This is a genomic window from Variovorax dokdonensis (assembly GCF_030316895.1).
GTDB classification, from domain to species: domain Bacteria; phylum Pseudomonadota; class Gammaproteobacteria; order Burkholderiales; family Burkholderiaceae_C; genus Variovorax; species Variovorax dokdonensis.
In genome coordinates, this window is sequence record NZ_JASZYV010000001.1 from 129527 (window position 1) to 142528 (window position 13002).

Sequence of the window (13002 nt, forward strand, 5' to 3'; positions counted from 1 at the left end):
GACTCCCGATGGACCTCAGTCAGTTTTCCCAGGCATTCTTCGTCGAAGCCGTTGAGTTGCTGGAGCAGATGGAGCAGTTGCTCCTCACGCTCGACGTCGACGCGCCCGACTCCGAACAGCTCAACGCGATCTTTCGCGCAGCCCATTCCATCAAGGGCGGCGCGGCCACTTTCGGCTTTGGCGCGTTGACCGAAACCACCCACCTGCTCGAAACGCTTCTGGATCGGGCACGGCACGCACAACTTCACTTGTCCGCGTCGATGATCGATGCATTCCTGGAAACGAAGGACGCCTTGCAAGAACAAGTCTCCGCATACCAGGCGGGCCAGGAGCCCGAGCCTGAACGGGTGGCGCACATCTGCGCCGTGTTGCAACAACTCGCGCTCGAGACCGCGCCCGGCGCAGCCGGTGCGGCAGCGGCACCGGTCGCGGCTGCGGCACCGGCGCCCGCCAAGGCACCGGTGCCTGCTGCGACGCCCGCCGCGCCTGCGGGCGCCGCAGGGGCGCTGCAGGTGCGGCTCAGCGGCCTGGGCGCCGGCGAGTGCGACCTGCTGGCCGATGAGCTGGCCAACCTCGGCCGCATCGTCGAGCGCACGGGCAGCGGCGAAACCTTGTCGGTCACGCTGGAGACCACCTGCACCAGCGACGACATCATTGCCGTGTGCTGCTTCGTGATCGACGAATCGCAGATCACGATCACGCCGGCCGGTGCGGCTGCACCGGTGGCAGCCGCCGCTCCTGCCGCCGCGCCCGTGACGCCAAGCGCACCGGCCGTGCCTTCGGCGGCGCCTGCCTCGGCACGCGCCCAGGCTGCAGCGCCGGCAGCCGCCGCGCAGGGCGGCAAGGAGTCCAGCTCGATCCGCGTGGACGTGGAGAAGGTCGACCAGCTCATCAACCTGGTGGGAGAACTGGTCATCACGCAATCGATGCTGACGCAGGCGGCGACCCGACTCGACCCCGTGGCCTACGAGCGCTTCCTGAGCGGACTCGGCCACCTGGAGCGCAATGCGCGCGACCTGCAGGAATCGGTCATGTCCATCCGCATGATGCCGATGGACTATGTCTTCAGCCGCTTCCCGCGCGTCATTCGCGATGTGAGCGCCAAGCTGGGCAAGCAGGTGCGCCTGGACACCTTCGGCAAGGAGACCGAACTCGACAAGGGCCTGATCGAACGCATCATCGACCCGCTCACGCACCTGGTGCGCAACAGCCTGGACCACGGCCTTGAAACGCCGGACGTGCGCCGCGCCAAGGGCAAGGACGCGACTGGCCAGTTGCTGCTGTCGGCGCAGCACCACGGCGGCAACATCGTCATCGAGGTGAGCGACGACGGCGCCGGGCTGAACCGCGACAAGATCCTCGCCAAGGCCATGCAGCAGGGCCTGGCGGTGAGCGACACGATGCCGGACGAAGAGGTCTGGCAACTGATCTTCGCGCCCGGCTTCTCGACCGCCGAGCAGGTCACCGACATCTCCGGACGCGGTGTCGGCATGGACGTGGTCAAGCGCAACATCCAGGAGATGGGTGGCCATGTGGAGATCCACTCGCGCCAGGGACATGGCACGACCACCCGCATCGTGCTGCCCTTGACGCTGGCGATCCTCAACGGCATGTCGGTCAAGGTGGGGCAGGAGGCCTACATCCTGCCGCTGTCGTACGTGATCGAGTCGCAGCAGCCGCTGGCCGAGCACCTGCATTCCGTCACCGGCGACGGGCAGGTGATCAAGGTGCGCGGCGAATACCTGCCGCTGATCGAGCTGCATCGCGTGTTCGACGTGGCCGGTGCGCAGACCGATCCGGCGCAAGGCATCCTGGTGATCGTGCAGGCCGACGACGCGCGCTTCGCGTTGCTGGTCGACGAGCTTCTGGGGCAGCACCAGGTGGTGGTCAAGAACCTGGAGACCAACTACCGCAAGGTGCCCGGCATCTCCGCGGCCACCATCCTGGGCGACGGCAGCGTGGCCTTCATCATCGACGTGGGCGCCATGCCCAAGATCCAGCGTGCGCAGGCGGTCAGTGCGGCGGCGCTTGCCGACGCGGCCCGCAAGACACCCCTGAACGCCTGAGGAACGGCATGTTCGATTTCGAATTCCTCAAGCGGTCGGCTGCCGGCAATGCGGCGTCCGGAAGCGCCGCAGCACCCGGTTCGGCGCCAGATGGTCTGCTTCAAGGCACGCAGGGCGATGCGGCCAATGGCTACCTCGGCTGCGCGCTGCTGCTGGACGCGCAGATGCGCGTGCAGGGCTATCGGATGAGCTGGCGCGTGCCGGGCGGCCAGGTCGACCCGGTCGAAAGCACGCGCGCGATGCTGTCCTGCCTGGCGCGCCACCTCAATCCCGAAGAAGAAGGCTGGCGCCTGGGCAACCGGCCGGTTCATGTCGACATCGACGCCGATGCGCTGTTCCTGCCCGAGCTGCAAGAGCTCCCGCCGGAAAACGTGGTGCTGCGCATGTCGCTGGACGAAGTGCTCGACCCCGACATCCGCACGATGGTCGCCTTCATGCGCGAGCAGGGCTTCGGCCTTCTGCTCTCGGGCGGCGACAAACTGCCGTCGGCGATCGCGGCCGATCCGGAACTGCTCATGCTGGCAACGCACCTGGACGTGGACGATGGCGACGAGGCGTTGATCGATGCCTTGCGTGCCAGCGCCCCGGCCGGGCAACTGTTGCGCCCGCTGGTGGCCACCCGAATGCTCGGCTGGGAGCATTTCGACCGCTGCACCGCGATGCAGGTCGAGGTCTTCGTCGACGAACACCATCCGGGTCCGCAGGTGAAGGTGGAGAGCGACGAGCTCCACCCCGACGCGATGCAACTGGTGCAGCTCATGCAGATGCTCCAGCGCAACGAGAAAATCGCCGTCATCGAGACCGCGCTCAAGCGCGACGCCGCGCTCACCTACCGGCTGCTGCGCCACATCAATTCGCCGGCCATCGGTGCCGGCGTCGAGATCACGTCCATGCGGCACGCGGTGGCCATGCTGGGCTACTCGCCGTTGTTCCGGTGGCTGTCGGTGCTGCTGGCCACCACCAGCGGCGTGAGCTCGCCCTTCATGATGAAGCGGGCCATCATGCGCGGACGCTTCGTCGAGCTGATGGGTCGCGGCATGCTGGCGGCGGGCGAGGCCGACAACCTGTTCGTGGTGGGCATGTTCTCGCTCATGGACCAGCTTCTGGGCATGCCCATGCGCGAGGTGCTGGCGCACGTGCAGCTGACCGACGCGGTGCAGCAGGCGATCCTGTCGCGCCAGGGTGTCTACGCACCGTTTCTCGAACTGGTCGAAGCGAGCGTCGCCGACGAGGGCCAATTGGCCAAGCGGGCCGAGGCGCTGTTCGCCAGCGCGGACCAGGTCAATGCCGCGCATCTCCAGGCACTTGCCTGGGCGCGCGAGATCAGCCAGGCGGGCAATGCCTAGGGTCTGATCAGCGCGGCCAATCGCCCCTTGATCGAGGCATTGGCCCGCGCGCTTCGCCCCTACATTGACCGGCAAGCCAACATCCGCACGCCGTGAACACCGAATACCTCCTGACCGACAGCGACTTCGCCCGCGTGCGCTCGCTCATCCATCGCCGCGCCGGCATCGCCCTGGGCGAGCAGAAGCGCCAGATGGTCTACAGCCGCCTCTCGCGCCGACTGCGCGAACTGCGGCTGTCCCAGTTCTGCGACTACCTGGACATGCTCGAAGCGCGCCCCGACGGCGACGAGTGGCAGGACTTCATCAACTCGCTGACGACCAACCTGACCTCGTTCTTCCGCGAGGCGCACCACTTCCCGGTGCTGGCCGAACATGTGCGCAAGGCGCGGCACCCCGTCACCGTGTGGTGCGCGGCGGCGTCGACGGGCGAGGAGCCGTACTCCATCGCCATCACGCTGATCGAGGCGCTGGGCGAGCGCGCGGGCAATGCAAAGGTCATCGCCACCGACATCGACACGGCGGTCTTGTCGAAGGCCTCCGCCGGCGTCTTCACCAGCGAGCAGGTGGCACGCCTGTCCGCCGATCGCCTGCGCCGCTTCTTCAGCAAGGGCACGGGCGCCAACGCCGGCAAGGTGCGCATACGGCCCGAGGTGGCGGCCATGGTCAAGTTCTCGCGGCTCAACCTGCTCGACGCGGGCTGGCCGATCAAGGAGCCGGTGGACGCCATCTTCTGCCGCAACGTGATGATCTATTTCGACAAGCCCACGCAAAAGCGTGTGCTCGATCGCTTCGTGCCGGTGCTGCAGCCCGATGGCCTGCTGTTCGCCGGCCATTCGGAAAATGCGTCGCTGGTCAATCCGGTCTTCAAGCCGCTGGGCCACACCGTCTACGAACTGGCGCGCAGCCCGGGAGCCGCGCGGTGAGCGTCAGGCCGCCCGTCTCGCTGGCCGAGCCCGGCGCATTGGCCACGCTGCACTACATGGACCGCGAGCTGGGCCGCATGGCGGTCAAGCTGCTGCCCTCGCAGTACTACGTGACGACCGCCGACACGGTGCTGACCACCGTGTTGGGCTCCTGCGTGGCCGCCTGCCTGATCGACGTGGACAACGGCATCGCCGGCATGAACCACTTCATGCTCGCCGAGGAAGGCGAAGGCCAGGTGCGTGAATCGGCCGAGTCGATGCGCTACGGCGCCTATGCGATGGAGGTGCTGCTGCGCGAGATGCTGCGCGCCGGTGCGCGTCGCGAGCGCCTTCGCGCCAAGGTCTTCGGCGGCGGCGCGGTGCTGCCCAACATGACGACCTTGAACATCGGCGATCGCAATGCCGACTTCGTGCTGCGCTACCTGGCTGCGCAGCGCATTCCGGTGGCCGCCCAGGACCTGCGCGGCCCGCATGCGCGGCGCGTGTGCTTCATGCCCGACAGCGGCAAGGCCATCGTGCGCCGGTTGCGTGGGCAGGCCGAGGTGCAGCGCGTGCAGCGCGACGAGGGCGAATTGCTGAGCCGGCTGTCCACCCCAACGCTGGTCGCCAGCAGAGGAATCCCGTGAGCGTGAATCCCAAGATCAAGGTGCTCTGCGTCGACGATTCGGCGCTCATCCGCAGTGTGATGAGCGAGATCATCAACAGCCAGCCCGACATGACCGTCGTCGGCACCGCGGCCGACCCGCTGGTGGCGCGCGACCTCATCAAGGCCACCAACCCGGACGTGCTGACGCTCGATGTCGAGATGCCGCGCATGGACGGGCTGGAGTTCCTGGAGCGACTGATGCGCCTGCGGCCCATGCCCGTGGTGATGGTGTCGTCCCTCACCGAGCGTGGGTCGGAGATCGCGCTGCGTGCGCTGGAGCTGGGGGCCGTCGACTTCGTCACCAAGCCCAAGCTGGGCGTTCGCGACGGACTGCTCAACTACACCGAGCTGATCGCCGGCAAGATCCGCGCCGCATTCGGTGCGCGCATCTCGGCGTTGCGCCAGGCCGCCAACCGGACGGCGGCCGACCCCGCGGGCGAGCCGCTCTTGCGCAGTCCGCTGCTTTCCACCGAGAAGCTGATCATCATCGGCGCCTCCACCGGCGGCACCGAGGCCATCCGCGAGGTGCTCCAGCCGCTGCCCCCGGACTGCCCGGCGGTGCTGATCGCGCAGCACATGCCGGCCGGCTTTACCAAGTCCTTCGCGCAGAGGCTGGACGGCCTTTGCCGCATCACCGTCAAGGAAGCGCAGCACGGCGAGCGCGTCTTGCCCGGGCATGCCTACATCGCGCCGGGCGCGTTCCACATGTCCGTGGCGCGCAATGGCGCCAACTACGTGGCGCACCTGGACCAGGAGGCGCCGGTCAACCGGCACCGCCCGTCGATCGACGTGCTGTTCGACTCGGCCGCGCGGCATGCGGGGCGCAATGCCATCGGCGTGATCCTGACCGGCATGGGCCGCGACGGCGCCGAGGGCCTGCTGCGCATGAAGCGCGCCGGCGCCTACACGCTGGCGCAGGACGAGGCCAGCTGCGTCGTCTTCGGCATGCCCAAGGAAGCCATCGCGCTGGGCGCGGCCGAGGAGGTCGCCCCTCTGTCGGAAATGAGCCGCCGCGTGCTGGCCCACCTGCGCACCTTCGGCGCACGGACCAACCGCGTCTAACCATCCACCCACCCAGAAACGAGAGAGAGTGAAGAAGTGATCGACAAGAGCATCAAGATCCTGGTCGTGGACGATTTCCCGACCATGCGCCGCATCGTGCGCAACCTGCTGAAGGAACTGGACTTCCTGAACGTCGACGAGGCCGAGGACGGCGCGGCGGCGCTCGAGAAGCTGCGCGGCGGCAGCTTCGGCTTCGTGGTCTCCGACTGGAACATGCCCAACATGGACGGCCTGACGATGTTGCAGAACATCCGTGCCGATCCGGCGCTGGCCAAGCTGCCGGTGCTGATGGTCACGGCCGAGGCGAAGAAGGAGAACATCGTCGCCGCTGCACAGGCCGGCGCCAATGGCTATGTGGTCAAGCCCTTCACGGCGGCCACGCTCGAGGAAAAGCTCGGCAAGATCTTCGAGCGACTGGCCAAAGAGGTGGCATGACATGAGCGCCCAACCCCACGCGCAAAGCCCCGAAGCGGGCGACAGCGCCGAAGCCCTCCTGGGCCGCATCGCGCAGGTCATGCGCCAGTTGCGCGATGGCATGCGCGAACTGGGGCTGGACAAGCAGGTCGAGCGCGCCGCGCAGGCGATTCCGTCGACGCGCGAGCGACTCAACTACGTGGCCGAGACGACCGAGCGCGCGGCCCACCGCACGCTCAACGCCATCGACGTGGCGCAGCCGCTGCAGGAGGCGCTGGCCACCGACGCCAAGGCGCTGAACAAGCGCTGGGACGAATGGTTCGCCAACCCGATCGAGCTGAACAACGCGCGCGAGCTGGTGCTGGACACCCGGGGCTATCTGAAGGACGTGCCGGAGCGCGCCGGCGCCATCAATGCGCAGTTGATGGAGATCCTGATGGCGCAGGACTTCCAGGACCTCACGGGCCAGGTCATCAAGAAGATGATGGAAGTCGTCAACGAGGTCGAGACGCAGCTGCTGCAGGTGCTGATCGACAACTCGCCGGCCGAACGCCGGCCCGAGGCGGCCAATGCCGGCCTGCTCAACGGCCCGCAGATCTCGGCGAACAACCCCGATGCGGTGACCGATCAGTCGCAGGTCGACGACCTGCTCGAAAGCCTGGGCTTCTGAGCGTGGAAATGAGGGGCGAAGTGCTGCTTGATCGGCCGATTGCCCGGGCCCCTCGGATCGAATAATCAGTCACGAGCAGGCGTTTCCCCACCGTGCTCGATGGAGCACGAATGGCTGAGGAAAGCGATCTCGAAAAAACCGAACCAGCATCCGAAAGGCGCCTGGAGAAGGCGCGTGAGGAAGGCAACGTTGCCCGCTCGCGGGAGCTGAGCACGCTGGTGATGCTGGGCACGGCCATCGGCGGCCTGTGGTTCATGGCCGGCTCCGTTGGCGGCACGCTGGAGCGGGCCATGCGCAAGGGCCTGGCCTTCGAGCGCAACAGCGCGCTCGATCCGATGCAGATGATCGCGCAGGTTGGCGCCAGCATCATGCAGGTGCTGATCGCGGTGGCGCCGCTCTTCTTCGCCATGGCCGCCGCGGCCTTGGTGGCTCCGATGCTGCTGGGTGGCTGGCTGTTCTCGGGCCAGGCCATCGCGCCCAAGTTCAACAAGCTCAATCCGCTGTCGGGCATTGCCCGCATGTTTTCCTCGCAGTCACTGGCGGAATTGCTCAAGGCCCTGGCCAAGTCGCTGCTGATCGGCGGCGTGGCGTGGTGGGTCATCTCGCGAAACATCGAGGAGATGATGCAGCTCATGGCGCTCGCGCCCAGTGCGGCGCTGCCGCAGGCGGTGATGCTGGTGGCGCGCGACTGCGCACTCATCGCCGCCGCGCTGGTGCTCGTGGCCGCCATCGACGCACCGTGGCAACTCTGGAGCTACCACCGCAAGCTGCGCATGTCGCGCGAAGACCTGCGCCAGGAGCACAAGGAAAGCGAAGGCGATCCGCAGATCAAGGCGCAGATCCGCCGCCAGCAGCAGGCCATCGCGCGGCGCCGGATGATGTCCGAGGTGCCCAAGGCGGACATCGTCGTCACCAACCCGACCCACTTCGCCGTGGCGCTGAAGTACGAGGATGGCGCCATGCGCGCGCCGCGCGTCGTGGCCAAGGGCACCGACCTGATCGCCCAGCGCATCCGCGAGATCGCCGCCGAGAACAAGGTGCCGACGCTCGAGGCGCCACCGCTCACGCGGGCGCTGTACAAGCACACGCGCCTCGGCGACGAGATTCCTGCCGGCCTGTACACGGCCGTGGCCGAAGTGCTGGCCTGGGTCTATCAGCTCAAGCGCTGGCATGAGGAAGGCGGCCAGTCGCCGCGCACGCCGACGGCGCTGCCCGTGCCCGACGAGCTGGCCTACAACCCGGCGGAGGCTGCATGAGCGCGATGGCCAACCTGATTCGCCTGCCGCAGCAGTTCATGGGCGGCAAGCAGTTCAAGGGCCTGGCCGGCCCGGTGCTCATCATCCTGATTCTGAGCATGATGGTGCTGCCGTTGCCGGCCTTCCTGCTGGATCTGCTGTTCACCTTCAACATCGCGATGTCGGTCATGGTGCTGCTGGTGGCCATGTACACGATGAAGGCGCTGGACTTTGCGGCCTTTCCGGCGGTGTTGCTCTTTTCAACGCTGCTGCGCCTGTCGCTCAACGTGGCATCGACCCGCGTGGTGCTGATGCACGGCCACACCGGTCCGGACGCGGCCGGCAAGGTGATCGAGGCCTTCGGCCACTTCCTCGTGGGCGGCAACTTTGCCGTCGGCGTGATGGTGTTCATCATCCTCGTGATCATCAACTTCATGGTGATCACCAAGGGTGCGGGCCGCATCGCCGAGGTGGGGGCGCGCTTCATGCTCGACGCCATGCCCGGCAAGCAGATGGCCATCGACGCGGACCTCAACGCCGGCCTGATCGGCGAGGATGTGGCCCGCAAGCGCCGCACCGAGGTGGCTCAAGAGGCTGACTTCTACGGCTCGATGGATGGCGCCAGCAAGTTCGTGCGCGGCGACGCGATCGCCGGCATCCTGATCCTGTTCATCAACATCATCGGCGGCCTGGTGGTGGGCATGCTGCAGCACGGGCTGGACTTTTCCGCTGCCGGCAAGACCTACACGCTGCTGGCCATCGGCGACGGCCTGGTGGCGCAGATCCCGGCGCTGGTGATCTCCACCGCGGCCGGCGTGATCGTCTCGCGCGTGACAACCGACGAGGATGTGGGCCGGCAGCTCACCGGGCAGCTTTTCTCCAATCCGCAGGTGCTGTTCCTTACGGCCGGCATCATCGGCCTGATGGGCCTGATCCCGGGCATGCCGAACCTGGCGTTCCTGCTCATTGCCGGCGGCCTGGGCTACTACGGCTATCGGCTGGCGCAGCGCAAGCCGCAGCAGCAGCGCGCGGCCGAAGCGGCGGCCGCGGCGCAGGCCACGGCGGCGCCGTCGGTGGATGCCGCCGAGGCCACCTGGGACGACGTCGCGCTCATCGATCCGCTGGCCATGGAAGTGGGCTATCGCCTGATCCCGCTGGTCGATCAGTCGCAGCAGGGCGAGCTGCTGGGCCGCATCAAGAGCATCCGCAAGCGCATCGCGCAGGAGATCGGCTTTCTGGTGCCGGTCGTGCACATCCGCGACAACCTGGAGCGCGGGCCCAACACCTACGTGATCAGCCTCAAGGGCGTGGAGATCGGCCGGGGCGAAGCCTTCCCGAACATGTGGATGGCCATCAACCCCGGACAGGTCACCGGCACAGTGCCCGGCACGCCCACGCAGGACCCGGCCTTCGGCCTGCCTGCCGTGTGGATCGAGTCGAACCTGCGCCAGCAGGCGCAGATCCAGGGCTACACCGTGGTCGATGCCTGCACCGTGATGGCCACGCACCTGAATCACCTGATCCAGACGCATGCCGCCGAACTGCTCGGCCGCCAGGAAGTGCAGCAACTGCTCGACCAGATCGCCAAGACGGCGCCCAAGCTCACCGAGGAGCTGGTGCCCAAGGTGCTGTCGCTCAGCACGCTGCACAAGGTGCTGCAGAACCTGCTCGAAGAAGAAGTCTCGATCCGCGACATGCGCACCATCCTCGACGTGATGGCCGAGCACGCGCCGACGGTGAAGGACGCGACCGAGCTTACTTCGCTCACCCGCCTGGCGCTCAGCCGAGCCATCGTGCAGCAGCTGTTCCCTGGCGATTCCGAGCTGCAGGTGATGGGCCTGGATGCCTCACTCGACCGCGTGCTGCAGCAGGCGCTGACCAGCAACAGCGGCATCGAGCCGGGGCTGGCCGACAACCTTCTTCGCGAAGCGCAGGCTGCCGTCGAGCGGCAGGAGCAACTGGGCATCGCACCGGTGCTGGTCGTTCAGCACGGGCTGCGCGTGCTGCTTGCCCGATTCCTGCGCCGGAGCATTCCGCGGCTCAAGGTGCTCTCGCACGCCGAGATCCCTGATTCGCGCCACATCAAGATCACCGCCACCCTTGGAGGACGAGTTTGAACATGACGAACACTGACGTGCGGGCATCGGCCCGTCGATTCTTCGCGGCGACCAGCCGCGAAGCCCTTCGCCTGGTGCGCGAGGCGCTGGGCGACGAGGCCATCGTGTTGAGCAACCGTGCGAGCGCGCAAGGCGTGGAGATCGTCGCGATGGTCGAGGGCGAGGTTGCGCAGGCCGTGGCGGTTGCCGAGCGCGCCGCGGAGCCGGCCGCGTCTGTCGCCCCGATCGCACCAGCGGCGAGTGCGCCGGTTGCGCCGGCCATGCAAGCCGCGCCGCAAGCCGCACCGGCTGCGCCCATCGCGCTTCAGCCCGCCGCGCGGCCTGCGGCGCCCGTCGCCGAGTCGCCAAGCGCTGCCGTGCCGGCCGTCGCCCCGACTGCGTCGTCCGACGCCGTGCTGAACGAGCTTCACTCCATGCGCGGCATGCTCGAAGAGCAACTGGCCGGCGCGCTGTGGAACGACCAGCAGCGGCAGGACCCTGCCCGTGGCCGCCTGCTGCGCACCTTGCTCGGCGCAGGCTTCAGCGCGCGGCTGTCGCGCGCCATGCTCGAAAAGCTGCCCACCGGACAGACTTATGCGCAAGGCCTGGCCTTTGCGCGCTCCGAACTGATCCGCGCCATGCCGGTCATGCAGGACGAAGAAGCCCTGATGCGCCAGGGCGGCGTCTATGCGCTGATGGGGCCGACCGGCGTCGGCAAGACCACCACCACCGCCAAGCTTGCGGCTCGCTGCGTGATGCGTTTCGGCGCCGACAAGCTCGCGCTGGTGACGACCGACAGCTTCCGGATCGGCGCCTACGAGCAGCTGCGCATCTATGGCCAGATCCTGGGCGTGCCCGTCTACGCCGTGAAAGATGCGGCCGACCTGCATCTGGTTTTGCAGGACCTGCAGGGCAAGCACATGGTGCTCATCGATACCGTGGGCATGAGCCAGCGCGACCGTGCCCTGTCGGAGCAGATCGCCATGCTGTGCAACGCCCGTCGGCCGGTCAAGCGCATGTTGCTGCTCAATGCCACCAGCCACGGCGACACCCTCAACGAGGTGGTGCACGCGTACCGCCAGGGCAGCGATCTCGCGGGCTGCATCTTCACCAAGGTGGACGAATCGACGCACCCCGGTGCCCTGATCGACACGGCCATCCGCCACCGCCTGCCGGTGCACTACGTGTCCAGCGGCCAGAAGGTGCCCGAGAACCTCATGGTGGCCGACCCCGCGCAACTGGTGGATAGCGTGTTCCAGCCGCGCCGCCACCAACCGCTGTTCGTGCCGCCCGAGACCGAGATGCGCGAGGCGCCCGAAGGCACCGGCCCGAGCGCCGGCGAACTGCAGGCGCAGGCCGAGGCGGACCGGCTTCGCCATCAGTACCAGAACCTGATCCGCGCGATGGCGCACGACGCGCAGGAGCTGGCCGGCACGGCGGCATCGCTGAGCGGCGCGGGCATCGGATTCGACACCGCGCGTCGTTTGTGGCGCCGCGCCGGCGACGAGCACATCACGCAGCAGGCACTGCTGCAGGTGCTGGCCGCGCAGGCTCAGAGCGAGATCGCGTCGGGTTGCAGCCGGCATGTGCTGGCGGTGTACGGCCGCGTCAGCCTTCGCACCAGCGAGGGCGGCGATGCGTATGCCTGCCACAGCAGCCTGCTGCTGTCCGACCGCAGTGGCCTGGCGATCGCCGCGCCGAATCAATGGCTGTCCACCGCCGGCACGCGCGGCAGCATGGACAAGCGCCGCCGCGCCGAGGCGCGCCAGGTGCAGTGGCTGGATGCGCAGGCCAACGGCAAGCCGGTGGTTCATCTGCTGGGCCGCCTGCCCTCGCTGGAGGCGCTGCAGGAGTGGCAGGCCCAGGGGCTGCGCTGGCTGGCGCGCGCTTCGGCCGTCACCGGCGTGATCGACGCGCAAGGCGGCCAGTCGTACGCGCTGGCGCGCCTGCCGTTCGACTACGGCGACGCGGTCGCCATCACCCATCGCGGCAAGCCGGCCGTGCGCCGCGAGGCCCACCTGCAGGTGCTGCTGCGCGCAGGTCCAGAGGCCGCCGAACTCAAGCCGCTGCGCTGCGTGGCCGTGCGCGTCATGGACGCGCGCACTCACAAGATCCTCGCGCAGCACTACCTGCTTTCGAACTTGGAGCACGAGGTCGATGCGGCGCAACTGGCGCAATGGCACGGATGGGCCACCGACGCCGAAGCCTGCCTGCGCCTGATGCGCCAGGGCGTGCAACTCGCCGGCGGCCTGGGCGAGCCCGGCGATCCCGCCATGGTCAAACGCCTGCTGGTCGCGGGCCAGGTGGGCACGACCGTCTGGCGCCTGATGCATGCGCAGGGCGAGTGGGCGGCGCGCGCGCGCACTCTGCTCGGCCAACTCACCGGACGCACCTTGCGCGGCGGCCAGGCGCCCAGCGGCAATCAGCTGTACCTGGGCGTGACCAAGCTGTTCCTGCTGCTTGATGCCCTGGGCACCGAATCGACCGCGCCGACCCGGCAGTTGGTGGCCGTCGCGAACGAGGCGTGAGGAAAGGTGTTCGCGC

At 67.9% G+C, this 13002-nt stretch carries 10 protein-coding genes; all 10 read left to right on the top strand.

Annotated features, from left to right (window positions below; translation table 11 throughout):
- Positions 1 to 8 precede the first annotated feature (8 nt).
- Entirely contained in the window at positions 9 to 2066 is a 2058-nt protein-coding gene (cheA, locus tag QTH91_RS00655; protein ID WP_286658108.1) for a chemotaxis protein CheA, read from the top strand.
- 8 nt (positions 2067 to 2074) lie between these two features.
- Positions 2075 to 3412, top strand: coding sequence for an EAL and HDOD domain-containing protein (locus QTH91_RS00660; RefSeq protein WP_286658109.1), 1338 nt, complete (start codon positions 2075 to 2077; stop codon positions 3410 to 3412).
- Positions 3413 to 3504: 92 nt separating this feature from the next.
- Positions 3505 to 4335: a CheR family methyltransferase gene (locus QTH91_RS00665; RefSeq protein ID WP_286658110.1), complete on the top strand. Its 831-nt coding sequence runs from the start codon at positions 3505 to 3507 to the stop codon at positions 4333 to 4335.
- Positions 4332 to 4961: a chemoreceptor glutamine deamidase CheD gene (gene cheD / locus QTH91_RS00670; RefSeq protein ID WP_286658111.1), complete on the top strand. Its 630-nt coding sequence runs from the start codon at positions 4332 to 4334 to the stop codon at positions 4959 to 4961. The genes QTH91_RS00665 and cheD overlap by 4 nt, the downstream gene beginning before the upstream one ends.
- Before the next feature lie 2 nt (positions 4962 to 4963).
- Entirely contained in the window at positions 4964 to 6043 is a 1080-nt protein-coding gene (locus QTH91_RS00675; RefSeq protein WP_286659574.1) for a protein-glutamate methylesterase/protein-glutamine glutaminase, read from the top strand.
- Positions 6044 to 6079: 36 nt separating this feature from the next.
- Positions 6080 to 6478 carry a chemotaxis response regulator CheY gene (gene cheY / locus QTH91_RS00680; RefSeq protein WP_286658112.1) on the top strand — a complete coding sequence of 133 codons (399 nt, stop codon included), beginning with the start codon at positions 6080 to 6082 and terminating at the stop codon, positions 6476 to 6478.
- Position 6479: 1 nt separating this feature from the next.
- Positions 6480 to 7127 carry a protein phosphatase CheZ gene (gene cheZ, locus QTH91_RS00685; RefSeq protein WP_286658113.1) on the top strand — a complete coding sequence of 216 codons (648 nt, stop codon included), beginning with the start codon at positions 6480 to 6482 and terminating at the stop codon, positions 7125 to 7127.
- Between the two features lie 110 nt (positions 7128 to 7237).
- Positions 7238 to 8383, top strand: coding sequence for a flagellar biosynthesis protein FlhB (gene flhB, locus QTH91_RS00690; protein ID WP_286658114.1), 1146 nt, complete (start codon positions 7238 to 7240; stop codon positions 8381 to 8383).
- Entirely contained in the window at positions 8380 to 10479 is a 2100-nt protein-coding gene (gene flhA, locus QTH91_RS00695; RefSeq protein WP_286658115.1) for a flagellar biosynthesis protein FlhA, read from the top strand. Before flhB ends, flhA begins: the two co-directional genes overlap by 4 nt.
- A gap of 2 nt (positions 10480 to 10481) precedes the next feature.
- Positions 10482 to 12986, top strand: coding sequence for a flagellar biosynthesis GTPase FlhF (flhF, locus tag QTH91_RS00700; protein WP_286658116.1), 2505 nt, complete (start codon positions 10482 to 10484; stop codon positions 12984 to 12986).
- Positions 12987 to 13002: the final 16 nt, after the last annotated feature.